The 20,733-nt window shown below is 60.5% G+C and carries 17 protein-coding genes; 6 read left to right on the forward strand and 11 right to left on the reverse strand.

What is annotated here, in order from left to right:
• Nucleotides 1-84 precede the first annotated feature (84 nt).
• On the forward strand, nucleotides 85-945 hold the full coding sequence (locus tag AO353_RS03365) for a MurR/RpiR family transcriptional regulator (RefSeq protein WP_173859948.1): 861 nt from the start codon (nucleotides 85-87) through the stop codon (nucleotides 943-945).
• A 72-nt stretch (nucleotides 946-1,017) separates the two neighbouring features.
• On the opposite strand, the gene AO353_RS03370 is transcribed toward AO353_RS03365, so the two are convergent.
• The 11 genes from AO353_RS03370 to edd form a co-directional block, all read right to left on the reverse strand.
• Nucleotides 1,018-1,872, reverse strand: coding sequence for a D-hexose-6-phosphate mutarotase (locus AO353_RS03370; protein ID WP_054593681.1), 855 nt, complete (start codon nucleotides 1,870-1,872; stop codon nucleotides 1,018-1,020).
• 296 nt (nucleotides 1,873-2,168) lie between these two features.
• Nucleotides 2,169-3,515, reverse strand: coding sequence for a carbohydrate porin (locus tag AO353_RS03375; RefSeq protein WP_054593682.1), 1,347 nt, complete (start codon nucleotides 3,513-3,515; stop codon nucleotides 2,169-2,171).
• Nucleotides 3,516-3,620: 105 nt separating this feature from the next.
• Nucleotides 3,621-4,781 carry an ABC transporter ATP-binding protein gene (locus AO353_RS03380; protein ID WP_019693216.1) on the reverse strand — a complete coding sequence of 387 codons (1,161 nt, stop codon included), beginning with the start codon at nucleotides 4,779-4,781 and terminating at the stop codon, nucleotides 3,621-3,623.
• A gap of 3 nt (nucleotides 4,782-4,784) precedes the next feature.
• Nucleotides 4,785-5,630: a carbohydrate ABC transporter permease gene (locus AO353_RS03385; RefSeq protein WP_054593683.1), complete on the reverse strand. Its 846-nt coding sequence runs from the start codon at nucleotides 5,628-5,630 to the stop codon at nucleotides 4,785-4,787.
• Entirely contained in the window at nucleotides 5,623-6,531 is a 909-nt protein-coding gene (locus tag AO353_RS03390; RefSeq protein ID WP_019693218.1) for a carbohydrate ABC transporter permease, read from the reverse strand. Before AO353_RS03390 ends, AO353_RS03385 begins: the two co-directional genes overlap by 8 nt.
• 122 nt (nucleotides 6,532-6,653) lie before the next feature.
• Entirely contained in the window at nucleotides 6,654-7,961 is a 1,308-nt protein-coding gene (locus tag AO353_RS03395; RefSeq protein WP_054593684.1) for an ABC transporter substrate-binding protein, read from the reverse strand.
• Nucleotides 7,962-8,078: 117 nt separating this feature from the next.
• Nucleotides 8,079-9,338 (reverse strand): AGE family epimerase/isomerase, encoded by a 1,260-nt coding sequence (locus AO353_RS03400; RefSeq protein WP_054593685.1) that lies wholly within the window; start codon nucleotides 9,336-9,338, stop codon nucleotides 8,079-8,081.
• Nucleotides 9,339-9,468: 130 nt separating this feature from the next.
• On the reverse strand, nucleotides 9,469-10,890 hold the full coding sequence (locus AO353_RS03405; RefSeq protein ID WP_162491278.1) for an ATP-binding protein: 1,422 nt from the start codon (nucleotides 10,888-10,890) through the stop codon (nucleotides 9,469-9,471).
• A gap of 31 nt (nucleotides 10,891-10,921) precedes the next feature.
• Nucleotides 10,922-11,653: a response regulator gene (locus AO353_RS03410; protein WP_019693222.1), complete on the reverse strand. Its 732-nt coding sequence runs from the start codon at nucleotides 11,651-11,653 to the stop codon at nucleotides 10,922-10,924.
• Nucleotides 11,654-11,859: 206 nt separating this feature from the next.
• Entirely contained in the window at nucleotides 11,860-12,810 is a 951-nt protein-coding gene (locus AO353_RS03415; RefSeq protein ID WP_054593687.1) for a glucokinase, read from the reverse strand.
• Nucleotides 12,807-14,633 carry a phosphogluconate dehydratase gene (gene edd / locus AO353_RS03420; RefSeq protein WP_054593688.1) on the reverse strand — a complete coding sequence of 609 codons (1,827 nt, stop codon included), beginning with the start codon at nucleotides 14,631-14,633 and terminating at the stop codon, nucleotides 12,807-12,809. Before edd ends, AO353_RS03415 begins: the two co-directional genes overlap by 4 nt.
• Nucleotides 14,634-14,857: 224 nt before the next feature.
• Here edd and gap point away from each other — a divergent pair, with 224 nt between their 5' ends.
• From gap to AO353_RS03445, 5 genes are all read left to right on the forward strand, one after another.
• Nucleotides 14,858-15,859, forward strand: coding sequence for a type I glyceraldehyde-3-phosphate dehydrogenase (gap, locus tag AO353_RS03425; protein ID WP_054593689.1), 1,002 nt, complete (start codon nucleotides 14,858-14,860; stop codon nucleotides 15,857-15,859).
• A gap of 24 nt (nucleotides 15,860-15,883) precedes the next feature.
• On the forward strand, nucleotides 15,884-16,348 hold the full coding sequence (locus tag AO353_RS03430; protein ID WP_054593690.1) for a methylglyoxal synthase: 465 nt from the start codon (nucleotides 15,884-15,886) through the stop codon (nucleotides 16,346-16,348).
• A 75-nt stretch (nucleotides 16,349-16,423) separates the two neighbouring features.
• A complete protein-coding gene (locus tag AO353_RS03435; RefSeq protein WP_054593691.1) occupies nucleotides 16,424-16,942 on the forward strand; it encodes an RNA polymerase sigma factor in 519 nt (172 codons plus the stop codon).
• Between the two features lie 118 nt (nucleotides 16,943-17,060).
• Entirely contained in the window at nucleotides 17,061-18,032 is a 972-nt protein-coding gene (locus AO353_RS03440; protein ID WP_054593692.1) for a FecR family protein, read from the forward strand.
• A gap of 120 nt (nucleotides 18,033-18,152) precedes the next feature.
• A complete protein-coding gene (locus AO353_RS03445) occupies nucleotides 18,153-20,717 on the forward strand; it encodes a TonB-dependent receptor (protein ID WP_054593693.1) in 2,565 nt (854 codons plus the stop codon).
• Nucleotides 20,718-20,733 lie beyond the last annotated feature (16 nt).

The raw sequence follows: 20,733 nt of genomic DNA on the forward strand, positions 1-20,733 counted from the left end.
GGCCATCAGTAGGATAGGCCACCATTATGGGCCGCTTCACAGGCCCAATCTGCATAGCCGACCTAAGGAACATAAATGGACCGCGTGCGAAATTTACTGGAACAAATCCAGAATCGCCTTGCAGACCTGAACAAGGCCGAACGCAAGGTCGCCGAAGTGATCCTGCTCAACCCGCAGCAGGCCACTCGCTTCAGTATTGCCGCCCTCGCCCAGGCCGCCTCGGTCAGCGAGCCGACGGTCAACCGTTTCTGCCGTTCGTTCGGTGTCAGCGGCTACCCGGAACTCAAACTGCAACTGGCCCAAAGCCTGGCCAGCGGCGCGGCCTATGTCAGCCGCGCCGTGGAAGCCGACGACAACCCTGAAGCCTACACCCAGAAAATCTTTGGCAGCGCCATCGCCTCACTGGACAGCGCCTGCCAGGCACTGGACCCGAACCTGATCAGCCGCGCCGTGGATTTGTTGATCCAGGCCCGGCAGATCCACTTCTTCGGCCTCGGTGCGTCAGCCCCGGTGGCGCTGGATGCGCAGCACAAGTTCTTCCGCTTCAACCTGGCGGTCACCGCCCATGCCGACGTGCTGATGCAGCGGATGATTGCCTCGGTGGCCCACACCGGCGAACTGTTCGTGATCATCTCCTACACCGGGCGTACCCGCGAACTGGTCGAGGTGGCGCGCATTGCCCGTGAGAACGGTGCCTCGGTGCTGGGTCTGACGGCCGAGGGTTCGCCGCTGGCCAAGGCCAGCACCTTGAGCCTGAACATCCCGCTGCCGGAAGACACCGACATCTACATGCCGATGACGTCGCGAATCATCCAGCTGACCGTGCTCGACGTGCTCGCCACCGGCATGACCCTGCGCCGCGGCGTCGACTTCCAGCCGCACCTGCGCAAGATCAAGGAAAGCCTCAACGCCAGCCGGTATCCGATCGGGGATGAGTTCAGCTGACGTCTGTCCAAGCCGAGTGCCCACTTGTGGCGAGGGGGCTTGCCCCCTCGCCACAGGGTTTGTGTGCCACCTCTACCCTCCCATCCGCGCCTGCAAACTCAAATGCGCCCGCTCCCCCGGTGCCAGGCTCAGGCTATCGGTGCCTCCGCAGGCTGCCTCTACGCAGACAAACTCCGAGACCTCATTCCAGCTCACTCCCAACAGCGGCCGTGACCCGGGGTGCCAGACCACGGTGTCAGCGCTGTCGCCGGTATCGATGCACAACTGGCGCTGCCAGGCGTGGTCCTTGAGCTGTAACTCGCCCTCGTGCTGGAACACCCGCTGACAGCCACCTTCAACCCGCAACTCGCCCTTTTGCTCGCAGAACTCGCGCTTGAGCTGGTCATAACCTTGCGCGCCATCGAGTCCAGACAGCGCTATCTCAGCAACGTCGCCAATACGCCAATAGGCGTGCAATGCATGGCTCAACTGGCACGGCAGACTGTCCTGATGCTCAGTGCTCAGGCGTAAATCCATACGCTCGCCCAAGTGCGCATGCAGGTCCACCTGCCAGTCACACAACTGCAATTGCCAATGCAGGCGCACGCCGTCGTCATCGGTGCTGCTGTCGATCAGTTTCCAGTCGATCAGCCGCGCCCAACCATGGGACGGCCAGGCATTTTCGCTGGGATGACGGCCAAACCACGGCCAGCACACCGGTACGCCACCGCGAATCGCGCCGACCTGCGGCCACTTCGCCGCGCACCAGAGCCAGGGCTTCTGGCCCGTGGGCTGGAAATGCAGCAACTGCGCGCCCTGACGACTGAACACCGCCTGACACAGCGGATGGTCGATCACCAGCACCTCACGCTGCTGATAGCGCTCCCAGGCAAACACCGGGCGCTCGCGCAGGGATTTGAAGAAGCGTTGTAGCGGATGCTCAAGCATGTGCCGCGGTCCTGAAAATCATGGATGTACTCATCACCATTGTCACAACAGCGCTTTTTTGTGGCGAGGGAGCTTGCTCCCGCTGGGCTGCGAAGCGGCCCCAAAACCAGTCATCGCGCTGCTTCAGCTAAACCACATTTAGCGGATTTACGACTGCTGCGCCCAAGCGCGGACCGGCCGGCGGGAGCAAGCTCCCTCACCACAGAAAACCGTCGTGTGCGGCGCCCCAAAAAAAAGCGGACAGCCTTGGCCGTCCGCAAAAATGCGCACATGGAGAGGAGCTTATCGCAGCTGCGTTAGAACACCGACTGAATTTTCAAACCGGCGACCAGCGCGTTGTCGACTTCATCAACACCGCCTGGGTGAGTGATGTATTGCAGGTTAGGACGCACCGTCAGCCAGTTGGTAACGTGGAAACCGTAGTTGATCTCGTAGTTGTACTCGGTGGAACGCAGTGGCGAGAACAGCGGATTGTCGTAGTCGCTGACACCATTGGCGGCGTTGACCAACTCGGCATTTTTCTTCACGTCATCGTTGACATGGATACGGGCAAAACCGATCCCGACGTCATCTTTTGGACGTGCGTCGAATGGGCCCTTGTACACAAACATCAGCGACTGGTAGTTGTCGACGACGTTAGTGTCCTTGTCGTGGAACGTCGCGTTGGCCGCGACGTTCAGACCGCGAGAAGCATCACCGTTGTGGGTGGTGAGTTGTTGTTGCGCCACAAACCAGTAGCCATGCTTGCTGTCGTGGCTGCGGAAGGCCTTGCCTGTGGTCGCTGCATCATCGCCATTGTCGTCTTTACGGACGTCATTGGCGTCGGCAGTGCTCTTGTAGTAACCGACACGGTATTCGCCCGGCAGGTTGTTGACCTTCGGCGACCAGACCAGTTCGACCGGCAAGACGGTGCCTTTGGTACCACTGCCGCTGAGCTTGAAGCCGTTACCGTGTTCCAGTTGCGATGGGTTCTGGTTGTATGCGCCGATCTGCGCATAGAACTCAGGCGTGATGTTGTACTTCACGCGAACCGCCGCCTGCATGACCGGCCAGTTGTACCAGATACCGGTCGCCCAGTTACCCGCCTGGGAACCGCAGAACGCCAGGTTCTGGAACTCGCAAGGGAAGGTGTTGAAGTCTTCGCCTTCGCCGAAGTAACCGGCTTTGACGTCCAGTTTGCCGTCGAGGAACTGGTGCTGGACCCACAATTGGGTCAGACGGACCATATGGCCACGACCGTAGACTTCCTGGGAGGAACTCAAGGTGCCGGCACGCGGGTCGCCGACACGGTCATTGGAAATGTTCTGACCGTTACGGTTGGTGAGCTGGATCTTGGCCTGGGTGTTGTCCCAGCCCCACAGCTTTTGCAGGTCCAGCGCCACGCCCAGGCCAAACTGGTCGGCGTAACGTGCGGTCTTGTCGTGGTTGTAGCCGCCGTGAAGGTTGGCGCCCACTTCTCCGACGTAATCCGCCTTGATGTCGATACCTTGGTCGATCAGCTTGGTCCGCTCGCCCCCCCAGTCACCTGTCATCCACTTGGAGTCGGCGCTGAATGCATCAGCTGCGTGTACGTTACCGGCCATGGTCAGCACCGCAACAGCCGACAATTGGCAGATAAGCAGAGCGTTGTTCTTCTTTTTCATCCCTACATCCTCGTCTTTATTGTTATTAACTGTTTTTATCTAACGCGGTTTACAGCGGTTGCGACGGATGTCCCCATCCGCCGCGAATCCCCCACAACTTGATCTTCAGCGCCCTTTGAACTGAGCGACGTTGTCGCTGTGAGTCCCGGTTTTCGCTTGACCGGCCGTCCCCAGGCGTTCGCCCGTCTTGGCATCGAACAGCAGCACTTTCGATGGGTCGAATTGCAAGGTCAGGGTCTCGCCCACGGCCGGCGCAACATCCGGCGCCAGACGGCAGCAGACTTTGGTTTCGTTCAAATTGACGAACACCAACGTATCGGGACCGGTCGGCTCGGTAACCTGGACTTCGGCGCGAATGGTCGGCAAACCATTGGCCTCGCCGTTCGCCAAGACAATTTGCTCCGGGCGCATGCCGAGGATCACTTCGCGGTCCTCAAGACCGGCGTCCTGCATGCCCAGCGGCAGCTCGCAACGCGCCTGGCCGCTGTCGAGCAACGCCAACAGACGGCCGTCCTTGCGCTGCAAACGCAGTGGGATGAAGTTCATTGGGGGCGAGCCGATGAAGCTGGCAACGAAGAGGTTGGCCGGATCGTTGTAGATCTGCTTCGGCGTGCCGAACTGCTGGATGATCCCGTCCTTCATCACCGCCACTTTGTCGCCCAGAGTCATGGCTTCGATCTGGTCGTGAGTCACGTAGACCGTGGTGGTTTTCAGGCGCTGGTGCATCAGTTTCATTTCGGTGCGCATCTCGACCCGCAGCTTGGCGTCGAGGTTGGACAACGGTTCGTCGAACAGATAAATCTTCGGCCGCCGCGCCAGCGCACGGCCCATGGCCACGCGCTGTTGCTGACCACCAGAGAGCTGGCCGGGCTTGCGGCTGAGCAGGTGTTCGATTTGCAGCAGCTTGGCGACCCGCGCCACTTCTTCGTCGATTTCAGCCGCCGGCATTTTGCGGATCTTCAGGCCGAAGGCGATGTTGTCGCGCACGCTCATGGTCGGGTACAGCGCGTAGGACTGGAACACCATGGCGATGTCGCGATCCTTGGGGCTCATGCCGCTGATGTCAGCGTCATCCACCAGAATCGCCCCGCCACTGATGTTTTCCAGGCCGGCGATGCAGTTCATCAAGGTCGACTTGCCGCAACCGGACGGGCCGACGAGGATCAGGAATTCACCGTCATCGATCTTCAGTTCGATGTTTTTCAGGGTGTCCGGCAAGCCGCTGCCGTAGGTTTTGTTGACGTTGCGTAATTCGAGAGTTGCCATGTTCTACCCCTTGACCGCGCCGGACGTCAGCCCACGCAGGAAATACTTGCCAGCGAATATGTAGACCAGCAGTGTCGGCAGCCCGGCGATCATCGCCGCCGCCATATCAACGTTGTATTCCTTGACCCCGGTGCTGGTGTTGACCAGGTTGTTCAGGGCCACGGTGATTGGCTGGGCATCGCCACTGGCGAAGACCACACCGAACAGGAAGTCATTCCAGATCTGGGTGAACTGCCAGATCAGGCAGACCATCACGATCGGAATCGACATCGGCAGCAGGATCTTCCCGAAGATCGTGAAGAAGCCCGCACCATCCAGCCGCGCCGCCTTGACCAGCGCATCCGGAATGCTCACGTAGTAGTTACGGAAGAACAGCGTGGTGAACGCCAGCCCGTAGACGATGTGCACCAGCACCAGCCCTGTGGTGGTGTTGGCCAGGCCGAGTTTGCCGACGGTGAACGAGGCTGGCAGCAGCACGGTCTGGAATGGCAGGAAGCAGCCGAACAACAGCAGGCCGAAGAACAACTGCGAACCACGGAAGCGCCACATCGACAGCACGTAGCCGTTCATTGCACCGATGAAGGTCGAGATCAGCACCGCCGGCACGGTAATTTTCACCGAGTTCCAGAAGTAGCCGCCTACCACGTCCCAAGCCTTGATCCAGCCAATGCCATCAATCACTTGCGGCCAGCTCAAGAGGTTGCCGGTGCGGATGTCTTCCGGGGATTTGAAGCTGGTCAGCAACATCACCACCAGCGGAATCAGGTACACCGCAGCGGCCAGCAACAAGGTCGCGTAGATCGCAATGCGGCTAAAGCTCAAGGCTGGTTTGCCAAGTTGATTACTCATGGCGTTTGCCTCGCAGTTCGGAGTACAGGTACGGCACCAGAATCGCCAGGATCGCGCCGAGCATCATCATCGCGCTCGCCGAACCGATGCCCATCTGGCCACGGCTGAAGGTGAAGGAATACATGAACATCGCCGGCAAGTCGGAGGAATAACCCGGACCGCCCGCGGTCATCGCCGCCACCAGGTCGAAGCTCTTGATCGCGATGTGCGCGAGGATCATGAAGGCACTGAAAAACACCGGACGCAGGCTTGGCAGGACGATCTTCAAATAGATGGTCGGCAGGCTCGCACCGTCGACTTGAGCGGCACGGATGATCGACTGATCGACACCGCGCAGGCCGGCCAAAAACATCGCCATCACAAACCCGGAGGCTTGCCATACGGCAGCGATCACCAGGCAGTAAACCACGCGATCCTGATCCACCAGCCAGTCCAGCCGAAAGCCTTCCCAGCCCCAGTCACGCAGCATCTTGTCCAGGCCCAGGCCTGGGTTGAGCAGCCATTTCCAGGCAGTACCGGTGACGATCATCGACAGCGCCATCGGGTACAGGTAGATGGTGCGGATGAAGCCTTCCTTGCGAATGCGCTGATCGAGCAGCACCGCCAGAAACACCCCGAGCACCAGGCTGATACCGATGAACATGCCGCCGAAGACCGCGAGGTTCTTGCTCGCGACCCACCAGCGGTCGTTCTCCATCAACCGGACGTATTGCTGCAGGCCGACCCACTTGTAGCTCGGCATGAAGCTGGAGTTGGTGAAGGACAAAACGAATGTCCAGATGATGTAACCGTAAAAGCCAACCAGGACGATCAGCATGCTCGGCGCCAAAACCAGTTTGGGAAGCCAGCGCTGCAGTGCGTCGAACGGTGAGGCTTTGCTGAAAACCGCCACAGAGCTCATCGGGATAATCCAGTTGAAGAAGTGAAATCCGGACCGAGCGCCCCCACTACACGAGCCATGGCCCGTGCAGGGAGACGAAGATCTGGGGTTGGCCGCAGGTCGGGCCCGCGGCGGTCCTGGTGTTACTGGGCGGCTTTGATGGCCGATGCCAGTTGGGCGCTGGCCTTGGCCGGGTCAGCGCTCTTGTCGTTCATGAAGTTTGTCACCACATCGAAGATCGCGCCTTGCACAGCCAGGGAAGTGGCCATGTTGTGCGCCATGCTCGGTTGCAGGCCGCCGGTCTTCTCGTCAGCCAGGAAGTCTTTGGCCGACGCCTGGGCGCAGGAGTCGAAGCCCGCCGCGCTCATGTCATTGAGCATGTCGGTGCGCACCGGGATCGAACCTTTGTTGATGCTGAAGACCTTCTGGAAGTCTTTACCCAGCGCGACCTTGGCCAGGTCTTGCTGAGCGGCGATATCGCCGGTGCGATCAGCCTTGAGCTTGAACACCGCCAGAGAGTCGATGTTGTAGGTGAAGGCTTTTTCAGTGCCAGGGAACGGCACGCACTGATAGTCCTTGCCCGCTACCTTGTGGGCGGCGGTCCATTCGCTCTTGGCCCAGTCACCCATCATCTGCATACCGGCCTTGCCGTTGATCACGTCGGCGGCAGCGATGTTCCAGTCACGGCCCGCGCGGTTGGGGTCCATGTAGCCGGTGAGTTTTTTCAGCTCGGTGAAGGACTTGACCATTTCCGGGCCGGACAGGGTTTTCTGGTCCAGATCGACCAGGGCTTTCTTGTAGCCCTCAGGGCCCATGACCGAGAGCACCACGTCTTCAAACACGGTGCTGTCCTGCCAAGGCTGACCACCGTGGGCCAGGGCAATGAAGCCCGCAGCTTTCAGTTTGTCGCCAGCGGCATAGAACTCTTCGAGGGTGGTCGGGGCTTTGTCGATACCGGCTTTCTTGAAGACCGCCGGGTTGATCCACAGCCAGTTGACGCGGTGAATGTTCACCGGAACGGCGACGTAATCGCCTTCGTATTTGACGGTATCGGAGACTTTCTTCGAGAGCAGGCCATCCCAGTTTTCAGCTTTGGAAACGCCTTTCAGCGCATCGGTGCTGAGCAGGCCAGTGCTGCCCCACTCCTGGATATCCGGACCTTTGATTTGCGCAACGCCTGGCGGATTACCCGCTACGGCGCGGCTTTTGAGTACGGTCATGGCCGTAGCGCCACCACCGCCGGCGACTGCACCGTCCTTCCAGGTGAAGCCGTCTTTTTCGACTTGAGCCTTGAGGACATCGACCGCTGCTTTTTCACCACCCGAAGTCCACCAGTGCACGACTTCCACGGAACCTTTGGAATCGGCGGCAAGGGCGCTGAGAGGAAATGCAGTCAGGGGAAACAGCGTGGCAAGAGAAACGACAGTGGCGAGGCGAGAAATCGCATTCATCTAGCAGTACCTTTCTTGTTGTTATGCATGCAAGTCTGGTGCTTGCGCTGCAAATGAGTTTAAACAGCGTAGATCGCTTGGCAGGTAACGAAGCGACGGCAAAATGTCACCGCATGGTTACATAAGTACCGAGACAGAGCCTTGAGCCAATGCACTGGCCATGCTCGGCGCCAGTGGCAAGCGTGGAATCAACACCGCTTGCCAGGCGTGATAAAGATCTGGTTTGCCACCCCAGATCTCGGTGCTCGGACGATTTTGCGGGTCGAGCTCGTGGTGCCAGCTGCCGTGAATCCGGTCGATCAGACAGCGGTCACTGAACTCCCAGAAACGCCGGTACCAGGTTTCGTATTGCGCCTCACCGGTGCGTTTGAGCAAGACACTGGCAGCGGCACTGGCTTCGCAATGAACCCAGTGCAAACGCTGGCGCACGACCGGGCGATTGTCCCAGTCGAGGGTGTAGACAATGCCTGGCGCGCCATCGACGTCCCATCCGTGAAGGCAGTTGTTGGCGAAGAGTTGTTGCGCGTCGCTCAGCAGCCAACCGGGGGTTAACATCCCGGCCTGCCCGCGTGCAGCCTCCAGGTGCAACAGCAGTCGTGACCATTCGAAACCATGGCCCGGCGTGGTGCCGTACGGTCGGAAGTGGTCAGCCGGATTGGCCTGGTTGTAGTCGCGCAACGGTTGCCAATCGCGATCAAAATGCTCGACCACCAAATGGTCGTTGGACGCTGCGTGCCGGTGAATCACCCGTTCGACAATCCGCAGGGCGCGGTTCAGCCAACGGCTGTCCTGCGTGACATCGGCCAGCGCGAGAAAGGCTTCGGTGGCGTGCATGTTGCTGTTGGCACCGCGATAGGGTTCCTCTTCGCTCCAGTCGCGATTAAAGGATTCGCGCATCGCGCCCTCCTCTTCGCTCCAGAAATGCTGCTCGATAATCGCGATGGCATCGTTGAGCAACGCCTCTGCACCGGGCCTTTGGGCAATCACCGCAGAACTCGCCGCGAGTGCCACGAAAGCATGCAGATAAGCGGCCTTGCCGGTATCGCCATCACGGTGATCGGGCGCCGCAAACCAGCCACCGAACTCGGCGTCACGCAGCAGGCCATTGAGGGCATTGATGCCGTGATCCACCAGCTCGGCAAACCCCGGCAAGCCTTGGATGTGGGCCATGGCGAAGCTGTGGGTCATGCGGGCGGTGTTCATGGTGTGGGCCTGGGCGTCGGCCGGTAATTGGCCGTGTTCGTCCAGGTTACCGAAGCCTTCGGGCAGCTTCGATGCCTTGGCGAAAGCCAGCAGGCGCAAGCCTTCGTCGGCCAGCCATTGCTGATGGGCAGGTGCGTTCAGCCAACTGCTGAAAGCAGGAGGGGCAGTGTTCATGGGGTGCCTTTTTTTTTGTTATGACTGGGAAGAGTCTAAACAACGGGCGGTGGCGAGCAGGTAACGAAGGGGGCCGGGTATGTCACTGACTTGTGACATTGATCGTTCCCACGCAGAGTGGGAACGATCATCAATCTCTGGGTAGCTGCAACGTTACCCGCAGTCCGCCCTCGCGCAAATTCTGCAGGCTGACTTCTCCACCATGGCTATGGGCGATATTGCGCGCAATGCCCAGCCCCAACCCGTAACCCTGCTGCTGTCCGGCCAGACGAAAATGCGGCTCGAACACTTGCTCCAGTCGCTGCTCAGGCACGCCCGGGCCTTCGTCGTCGACGTGCAAGATAAACGCGCTGTCATCATCATCGATGTGCAGATGGGCGTTCTGCCCGTACTTGAGGGCGTTGTCGATCAGGTTCCCAATGCAGCGCTTGAGCGCCAGCGGCTTGCCGGGATACGGCGCCAGCGCCCGGCCTTGCTGGGTTACGCGACCATTGCCGTTGGGCGCCAGGTAAGGCTCGACCAGGCAATCGAGTACATGATTGAGGTCCACCGGCTCGATGTTTTCGTGAATGTCGGTGTCCTTGACGCATTGCAGTGCGCCTTTGACCAGCAGCTCCAGCTCATCCAGATCACGCCCGAACTTGGCTTGCAGCCGCTCGTCTTCCAGCAACTCGACCCGCAGGCGCAGACGTGTGATGGGGGTGCGCAAGTCATGGGAAATCGCACTGAACAACTGGCTGCGCTCCGTCAGGTAGCGGCTGATGCGCTCGCGCATGGCGTTAAATGCCCGGCCGACTTCGACCACTTCACTGCCGCCGCCCTCGGCCACCGGCTCCACTTCGGCGCCCAGCGACATGTCCCGCGCCGCCCGTGCCAGACGCTTGAGCGGCCGGCTCTGCCAGTGCACCAACAGGCCAATAAACAACAACAGAAAACCGCTGGTGAGCACGATAAACCAGACCTGCTGCGACGGCAGGCCCTGCTCTTCCAGACTGGTATAGGGCTCGGGCAACAGCGAAGCGATGTACAGCCATTCGCCTTGGGCCAGTTTGATTTGGGTAACCAGCACTGGTGGATTGACTGGCTCCAGGGTCAGCGCGTAATGCGCCCAGGAACGCGGCAATTCATCGAGTTTCAAACCGCCATTGAAGATCCGCAGATCGTCCGGGCTGACGAATTGCACCGAGATATTGGTGTCCGCGCCCAGCGATTCGCGCAACACGTCATCCACTGCCGCCAGCACCGCTTCTTTGCGCGGGGTCGGCGGCAACAGCTGCATTTCCAGCGGTTTGTCGTTGAGCGTCACCACGAAACGAGTACCGCCCATGCTGCGCAACTGGTCGAGAACCAGCGGCCGGTACGCCACCGGCAAGGAACGAAAGTAACTGACGCTGGCGGTCATCGAATGGGCCAGGCTGCGGGCCGCGGTGACCAGTCCTTCCAGCTGCGTGGCACGCAATTGCGAAACCCAGATCACGCTCGACAGCGTCTGTGCAAACAGCACCGCCAGCAGGGTCAGCAGCAACATCCGCCCAAGCAGCGAACGCGGCACCGGCACCCGCCGTATCAGGCGAGTGAAGAACTCAGTGGCCATTGCTGGCGACTACATTGGCGGCCAGTTGATAACCGCTGCCGCGCACGGTGCGGATCAGGCGAGGAGGTTTTTCGGTATCACGCAAACGCTGGCGCAAACGGCTGACGGCCATGTCAACGATGCGATCGAGCGGCATCAGGTCGCGGCCACGGGTGGCATTGCCGATGGTGTCGCGGTCGAGGATTTCCTGCGGGTGATCGAGGAAGAGTTTCAGCAGCGCGAAATCGGCGCCGGAGAGAATCACCTCTTCGCCATCGGTGTGGAACAGCCGGTGGCTGACCATGTCCAGCCGCCATTCATCGAAGGCCAACACCTCTCCGCCAGAGCGCTCCTGACCGAACTGGGCACGTCGTAGCAAGGCTTTGATTCGCGCCTGCAATTCACGGGGGCTGAAGGGTTTGCCAAGGTAATCGTCGGCGCCGAGTTCCAGGCCAATGACCCGGTCGGCCTCGTCGGAACTGGCGGTGAGCATGATGATCGGCACCTGGGCCTGGCGCGGGTGCTGGCGAATCCAGCGGCACAGGCTGAAGCCGTCTTCGTCTGGCAACATCACATCAAGGATCACCAGATCACTCGGCGCCTCGTTCAGCGCCTGGCGAAAGCCGGCGCCGTCGGGCGTGGTCCGCACCTGAAACCCTGCGCGGCTGAGGTAGGTGTCCAGCAACTCGCGTATCTCTTGATCGTCATCGACCAACAAAATCGACTTGTTGACTGAGCTCACGGGGCGGCATCCTTGTTGTTAGTGTTGGGGCGGATTATGCCTGATCAAAAATGCATCGCGAACGAGCTTTTGTGGCGAGGGAGCTTGCTCCCGCTGGAGTGCGAAGCGCTCCTGAACCCGGCGAACGCGGATTATCCGAGAACCGCGGTGTCAGGTTTTGCGACTGCTTCGCAGCCGAACGGGGGCAAGCCCCCTCGCCACAGGTATCAAGCCTGTTCCAGTGCCACTCCCGCGCCGGTCAAACCGGAATACGGTGCGGTCACCAGCCAGACCGGAATGCCCTTGAAGTACTCACTCATGCAGCCCTTGTCAGCGAAGCAGCGGGCAAAACCGCTCTTGAGAAAGAAATCGGCAAACCGTGGAATCACCCCGCCGACGATGTAGACACCGCCACGCCCACCGACGGTCAGCACGTTGTTGCCGGCCACCCGACCGAGCCAGCAGCAGAACTGCTCAAGCACTTCCACGGCAATCGGGTCGCCTGCAAGGCCGGCGGCAGTGATGGCTTCCGGAGTATCGAGCACAGGTTCATGCCCGTCGACAGCACAGATCGCCCGGTAGACGCGCGGCAAACCGCCGCCGCTCAGCGCTGTTTCGGCACTGACGTGACCGATCTCGTTGTAGATGTGCTGCCACAGTTGGGTTTCTCGCGGACTGCTCAGTGGCAGGTCGACATGTCCACCCTCCCCTGGCAATGCGGCCCAACGGCCTTCACCAAGATCCAGCAAGGTGCCGACCCCAAGGCCAGTACCGGGACCGATCACCACGGCCGGGCGCAACGGCTCCGGCGTGCCTTCGCAGACCACCCGGAACTCGCCTGGTTGCAGGCGCGTCATGCCCAGCGCCATGGCCGAAAAATCGTTGACCAGCAATAGCCGGTCGACCTGCAAGGTCTGGCAAAAGGCCTTGCGGCTCAGCCGCCAGTGGTTGTTGGTAAAACGAAACTCGTCACCGCTGACCGGGCCGGCTACCGACAAGCACACCGCGCCTATCGAACCGGGCGCCAGGCCGAGGCCGCTCAGGTAGACGCCGATGGCGTCTTCCGGGCAGGCATAGTCGGCCGTCGCCAGCACCTGGATCGACTCCAGTTGCTGGTCTTTCCACAACGCAAAACGCGCATTGGTTCCACCAATGTCACCGACCAGCGCTAGTTTCACTTAAGGGTCTCCAGGGCAGAGGTAAAGGCGCTGGCGCCCTGCTCTGCCGAGCTGAAGGCCATGCGCATGAAGCCAAACAACTCGCGACCGCAACCAATGCCGTTGTCCAGCAGGCCTTTGGCCGGTGTGCGAGCGGCAAATTCATCGGCGTCCACCAACAGCTGCAAGGTGCCTTTGACGCCATCGACGCGGATGATATCGCCCTCTTGCACGCGAGCCAAAGCACCACCGACAAAGGCTTCCGGGCTGACGTGAATCGCCGCCGGGATTTTCCCCGACGCGCCGGACATCCGCCCGTCAGTCACCAGCGCAACCTTGAAGCCGCGGTCCTGCAACACGCCAAGGAACGGCGTCATCTTGTGCAGTTCCGGCATGCCGTTGGAGCGCGGGCCCTGGAAGCGCATCACCGCGACAAAGTCCTTCTCCAACAGGCCGGCCTTGAACGCATCGGCCAGGTCCTGCTGATCCTGGAAGACCATCGCCGGTGCTTCGACCACTTGATGTTCCGGTGCCACGGCCGAGACTTTCATCACCCCGCGACCGAGGTTGCCTTCCATCACCCGCAGGCCGCCTTCTGGCGAGAACGCACGGGCGACCGGACGCAGGATGTTTTCATCGAGGCTTTCGATCGGACCTTCGCGCCAGACCAGCTCACCGTTTTCCAGGAACGGTTCCTGGGTGTAGCGGCTCAAGCCATGGCCGGCCACGGTGTTGACGTCTTCGTGAAGCAGGCCGGCTTCCAGCAGTTCGCGGATCAGGAACGACATGCCGCCCGCGGCCTGGAAGTGGTTGATGTCGGCCTTGCCGTTCGGGTAGACGTGGCTCAGGGTCGGCACCACCTCGGAGAGGTCGGCCATGTCCTGCCAGGTCAGTTGAATACCGGCCGCCATGGCGATGGCCGGCATGTGCAGGGTGTGGTTGGTCGAGCCGCCCGTAGCGTGCAGCGCAACAATCGAGTTGACCAGCGAACGCTCGTCGACAATTTCGCCGATCGGCATGAAGTTGCCGCTTTGCTTGGTCAGGCGGGTGATCTGGTGCGCAGCTTCACGGGTCAGGGCATCACGCAACGGGGTGTTCGGGTTGACGAAGGACGCGCCCGGCAAGTGCAGGCCCATGACTTCCATCAGCAACTGGTTGGTGTTGGCGGTGCCGTAGAAGGTACAGGTGCCAGGGCTGTGGTAGGACTTCATTTCCGACTCCAGCAGCTCTTCGCGGCTGGCCTTGCCTTCAGCGTAGCGCTGGCGCACGTCGGCTTTTTCCTTGTTGGAAATGCCCGACACCATCGGCCCACCCGGAACGAAAATCGTCGGCAGATGACCGAAACGCAGCGCGCCCATCATCAGGCCCGGCACGATCTTGTCGCAGATGCCGAGCATCATTGCCGCGTCGAACATGTTGTGCGACAGCGCGACAGCGGTCGACATCGCGATCACTTCACGACTGGCAATGCCCAGTTCCATGCCCGGCTCGCCCTGGGTCACGCCGTCACACATGGCCGGTACGCCGCCGGCGAACTGGCCGACCGAACCGATCTCGCGCAATGCGTGTTTGATTTGTTCCGGGTAGTGCTCGTACGGCTGATGCGCCGAGAGCATGTCGTTATATGACGAAACAATCGCCACGTTGGCGGCGTTCATCATCCGCAGGCTTTGCTTGTCTTCGGTGCCACATCCGGCCACGCCGTGGGCGAAGTTGGCGCATTGCAGCTTGCCGCGCATCGGGCCATCGCTGGCGGCGCCGCGAATCAGTGCAAGGTAGGCCTCACGGGTAGCGCGGCTACGGGTGACAAGCCGTTCAGTGACCTCAAGTACGCGGGGATGCATGTGTAGAACTCCAGGCTAACGGATGTGGCGACCTGTTCGTGTCTATGCTGATCAAGAGGCATCGACGCGTGACGCGCTGACGGTTTTCTTGACCACTCGGACCAGTTGATTCAGGTCACTCGTTGTAGATAAAACAAAATATTGCCACTAAAAAGGCTTGTTTTCTATTTTTTTGCGAATAATCTTGTAATTCCAACAACAAATATGACGAAGGCGCTTTTCATATGACTCTACGAATTGCAATCAATGGTTTTGGCCGCATTGGCCGCAATGTCCTTCGCGCACTGTATACCCAAGGCTACCGTCAGGATTTACAGATCGTCGCCATCAACGATTTGGGCGATAGCTCGATGAACGCCCACCTGCTCAAGTACGACACCGTGCACGGCACCTTCGATGCCGATGTGCAGCACGATCAGGAAAGCCTGACCGTCAACGGCGACCGGATTTCGGTCAGCGCCATTCGCAACCCGGCCGAATTGCCGTGGGCTGCTGAAAAGGTCGACGTCGTGTTCGAATGCACCGGCCTGTTCACCGACCGTGCCAAAGCCGCCGCCCATATTAGCGCCGGCGCGCGCAAAGTGATTATCTCGGCCCCGGCCAAAGGCGCCGACGCCACCGTGGTGTACGGGGTCAACCACGACATCCTGCGCCAATCGCACCAGATCATTTCCAATGCGTCGTGCACCACCAACTGCCTGGCCCCGGTGGCTCAGGTGTTGCACCGCGAGCTGGGCATCGAGAGCGGTCTGATGACCACCATCCACGCCTACACCAATGACCAGCATCTTACCGATGTCTACCACGTCGACCCGTACCGTGCGCGTTCGGCCACCCAGAACATGATCCCGAGCAAGACCGGCGCCGCCGAAGCGGTGGGCCTGGTGCTGCCGGAACTGGCTGGCAAACTGACCGGCATGTCGGTGCGCGTGCCGGTGATCAACGTGTCGCTGGTGGACCTGACCGTGCAGCTCAAGCGCGAAGCCAGCGCTGGCGAGGTCAACGCATTGCTCAAAGAAGCCAGCCAGCACTCGAAGATCCTTGGTTACAACACCCTGCCGCTGGTTTCCAGCGACTTCAACCATAATCCGCTGTCGTCGATTTTCGATGCCAACCACACCAAGTCCAGCGGCAAGCTGCTCAAGGTGCTGGCCTGGTACGACAACGAATGGGGTTTCTCCAACCGCATGCTCGATAACTGCCTCGCCCTGTGCAACGCCGAATAAGGCCGATTGTCCGTGGAGCAGCCGATGATCGGTATCAGCTTTACCCAAAAAACCATGGCGGCGCGCAAACGCATCGCCCTGGTTGCCCATGACCACTGCAAAGTGTTCTTGCTGGACTGGGCCGAGCGGCAGAAGGACAAGCTCGCCCAACACGAGCTTGTGGCCACCGGCACCACCGGGATGCTGTTGAGCAAGCGCCTGGACCTGCCCGTTGAAAGCATGATCAGCGGCCCGCTGGGTGGCGACCAACAACTGGGTGCGCGAATCGCCGAGCAGCGGGTCGACATGCTGGTGTTCTTCTGGGACCCGTTCGAGCCGCAACCTCACGATCCGGACATCAAGGCATTGCTGCGGGTCGCCGCAGTCTGGAACATTCCAGTGGCCTGCAATGAATGCAGCGCCGACTACCTGCTCAGCAGCCCGCTGATGGATCAGCCGCACGCGTACCGGATCCCCGATTACCCGGCGTACCTGCAAGGCCGCAAATAATTCTCACCGGTAGCGCTTGACCTTTCAAGCAGATGATAAGCATTATCATTCGCTTGAAATGGATCAGGTCCTACTGTGAGTCAATCGCGCTTCAACCATGTCTTCCTCGCGCAGCGAGTCTCGCTGCTGCGGACCCTGGAGCGGATGGTCAACAACCACAGCACTGCCGAGGACCTCTTGCAGGAAACTTACCTGCGAGTGACCCGCGCGTTAAGTGAGCGGGCCATCGATCACCTCGAACCTTTCGTGTTTCAAACTGCCCGCAACCTGGCGCTGGACCATTTGCGCGCACGGCGCATTCAGTCCCGAACGATGCTCGAAGACGTTCCGCTGGATGTCGTGCAAAACATCGCCGCGCCGCTCAGCAGTGCCGAAGACGCCGCCCATGCCGAACAGTTGCTCGAACGCTTGAACATCAGCCTCAGCCAACTCACCCCGCGCCAACAGCAGATCTTCATCCTCAGCCGCCTGCATGGGCACAGCTATCTGGAGATCGCCGAACAGCTCAGCGTGTCCTTGAGCACCGTGCAAAAAGACCTGAAGCTGATCATGGCGATCTGCGTCGGTGTCGCTGATCGCCTCAACGAGCACTGAGTCTGCCAGCCATTATTTTGCACAACGACGTCATGACTCAGGCTTTGCTACCCTTAGCCGTCGTTTGCACTCCCCTTATCAAAAACCAGCCGCGCGCAGACGCAGCCGAGGAACACCCGTGACGGACAGCCCACCTTCCCACCCGCCACTCCCGGCGCGGGACTCAGCCAGCACCAGCGCCATGGACCAGGCGCTGGACTGGCTGATCGTGCTGGACAGTCCGAGCGAGCAACAAAGCCGCGAATTCCACGACTGGCTTGCCGCCGACCCGCGCAACGCCGAAGCATTCGCCAAGGCCCAGGCGATCTGGGACGGGCCGCAGGTCGCGCAAGCCGCGCTGGGTTTGAGCACGACCAAACGCAAGGTCTCAAAACTTGAGCGCCTGCGCCCGCACTGGAAACCGCTGGCCATGGCGGCAGTGTTGATCCTCGGGCTGTTCAGCTTCAGCAACCTGCCAATGCGGATTCAGGCGGATCATCTGACTGTGGTCGGCGAGCGTCAGCGCCTGCAACTGGAGGACGGTTCAAAAGTCCTGCTCAATACCAATTCGGCGTTCTCCAGCACCATCAACGACCAGCAGCGCATTGCCCGCCTGTATCAGGGCGAGGCCTATTTCGAGGTGGCGGCCAATCGCGGCCTGCCACTGGAAATCGACGCCGGCCCGGTCACGGCCAGCGTGCGCGACACCACGTTCGCCGTGCGTTACCTGGACGGCATTGCGCAGGTTCGCGTGCAACGCGGCGACGTCGACTTGCGCACCACCCACAGCAACGCCCGCGTGCGCCTGAGCGCGGGCGAAAGCATTCGTATCGGCCCTAATGGCTTCGATCAACCGGCCAGACTCGACCCGGCGACCGATCTGGCCTGGGTCCAGGGCCGACTGGTGTTTGAAAACTGCCCATTGAGCCAAGTGCTGGCCGAGCTGCGCCGCTACTACCCAGGCTGGATCATCAACACCAATGAACAGTTGGCCAACGTCGCGGTGACCGGTAATTACCGTCTCGACCAACCGCTGGACGTGGTGCGCTCGCTGGCCCACATCACCTCGGCCAGGCTCGAGGAATTTCCGGCACTGGTGATCCTGAACTAAATGAGAATTATTTTTACTCGATAGCGCTTCATCGTTCGTCTCGTTATAGCCAATGCAATTGATTCGCATCTCTGATGTGAGTCTGCACCTATAAGATTCGTGCGACACGGAGCGCTATCGATGTCCTCTCGCCTTACCCGCCGGTCCTCTTCACCTTCCTGCGTGCTGTCCCTGCTGACTGCCGCCATTCTGTTGGCCGGCACGGCACAGGTCTCGGCCGCCACCGTCGAACAACCGAGCCGTAACATGGGCGACTACTCGTTCGCGATTGCCCAGCAGCCATTGGTGTCGGCACTCAATGCCTTTACCGCCGTAACCGGTTGGCAGGTCGGCTTGCCGGCCGAACTGGCTGAAGGCGTCGCCTCGCCGGGCGTACACGGCTCGCTGCCCCCGGACAAAGCCCTCGATCGCCTGTTGGTGGGGACCAACCTCCGCTATCGCAAGTTGGGCAATCACAACATCGTGCTGGAAAAACGCAATGTCGACGGCACCCTCGCCCTGCAACAAATGACCATCAGCGCCACCCGTCAGGAGCAGAGTGTCGACAGCGTACCGAGCACCGTCACCGTGCACACTCGCGAAGAGCTGGACCACGACAACGTCAACACCATCAAGGAACTGGTGCGCTACGAACCGGGTGTTTCGGTCGGCGGCACCGGCACCCGTGGCGGCATCAGCGGCTACAATATTCGCGGTATCGACGGTGACCGGGTCCTGACCCAGGTCGATGGCGTCGAAGTGCCCAACGGTTTCTTCAACGGTCCGTACGCCAAGACCCAGCGCAACTACGTCGACCCGGAAATCATCAAACGCGTGGAAATCCTCCGCGGCCCGGCGTCGGTGCTCTACGGCAGCAACGCCATCGGCGGCGCGGTCAGCTACTTCACCCTCGACCCGAACGACATCATCAAGCCCGGCAAAGACGTCGGCGCCCGCCTGAAAACCGGCTACAACTCTGCCGACGACAGCTGGCTCAAATCCGCCAGCGTCGCCGGGCGCGCCGAGCAGTTCGACGGCTTGCTGCACTTCAGTCAGCGTGACGGTCACGAAACCGAATCCTTCGGCAGCAACAACGGCACGGGTCTCAATCGCACCGCCGCCAACCCGGAAGACGTCCGCACCACCAACGTGCTGGCCAAAGCCGGCTGGAATTATGCCGATGACGCGCGCCTGGGCCTGACCTACGAGAAGTACAAGGACGACCGCGACACCGACCAGCGAAGCGCCGTCGGTGGCCCGTTCAACAATGGCCAGCCAATGGGCATGTACCGCTCGCGCACCGGCAACGACACCATCACCCGCGAACGCTTCGGCCTGGAAAACAGCTTCGCCCTCGACTCCTTGCTGGTCGATCACCTCAAGTGGAGCCTGAACTACCAGATCGCCAAGACCGATCAGAGCACCCTGGAAAACTACTTCCCGTTCAGCCGCAATGTGATGCGCAGCCGCGAAACCCTCTATGAAGAAAAGCAGTGGGTATTCGACGCACAGCTCGATAAGGCCTTCAACATCGGTGAAACCGACCATTTGCTGACGTACGGCACCACCATCAAGCAAGAGAAAGTCAGCGGTTCGCGCAGCGGCAGCGGAACCTGCCTGGCCGTTGGCCGTGGTTGCACAGCGATCGGCGCGACCAGTCCTAGCGATGTGCTAAAGAAGTCCAGCGACTTCCCGGACCCGACCATCAACACCTACAGCCTGTTCGCCCAGGATCAGATCCGCTGGAACAAATGGACCTTCCTGCCGGGCCTGCGCTACGACTACACCCGGCTCAAGCCGCATATCACCCAGGAATTCCTCAACACCGTGGCCGCCGACGGCAAAGGCTCAGTTAGCGACGAGAACAAAACCTGGCATCGCGTATCGCCCAAGTTCGGCCTGACCTACGCCCTGACCGACAACTACACTTGGTACGGTCAGTACGCCGAAGGTTTCCGCACCCCGACCGCCAAGGCGCTGTATGGCCGTTTCGAAAACACCACCACCGGCTACCGCGTGGAGCCGAACCCGAATCTGGGGCCGGAAAAAAGCCAGAGCTACGAGACCGGCCTGCGTGGCAACTTCGAGTCCGGTCACTTCGATGTGGCGGTGTTCTATAACAAGTACCGCGACTTCATCAACGAAGACGCCGTCACCCCGGGCTACAACGAGCTGACGTTCCAGAGCAACAACATCAAACGCGCAACCATCAAGGGCGTTGAGCTCAAAGGCCGTCTGAACCTCGACACCTTCGGCGCACCGCAAGGCCTCTACACCCGGGGTTCGGTGGCTTATGCCCATGGTCGCAACAACGACACCGGCGAACCGCTCAACGCGGTCAACCCGCTGACCGGCGTGTTCGGCCTGGGTTACGACCAGGACAACTACGGTGCCTTGCTCAGTTGGACCCTGGTGCAGAAGAAAAACCTCGTCGACAGCAGCAGCTTCAAGTCGCCGGATGGCGTCAGCAGCCAGTTCAAGACGCCGGGCTATGGCGTGGTCGACCTGAGCGGTTTCTACAAAGTGACCGACGACGTCACCGTCAGCGCTGGCGTGTACAACCTGGCCGACAAGAAATACTGGCAGTGGGACAACGTGCGCGGTTACGACAGCGTCGGTGAAGCCGCCGTGATCAGCCCGGCCAACCTTGATCGCCTGACCGAGCCGGGCCGCAACTTCGCGATCAACCTGATCTGGGACATCTGACTGATGGAGCCTTGCT

Origin of the sequence: Pseudomonas fluorescens, assembly GCF_001307155.1 — a bacterium.
In the GTDB taxonomy this organism is placed as follows: domain Bacteria; phylum Pseudomonadota; class Gammaproteobacteria; order Pseudomonadales; family Pseudomonadaceae; genus Aquipseudomonas; species Aquipseudomonas helvetica.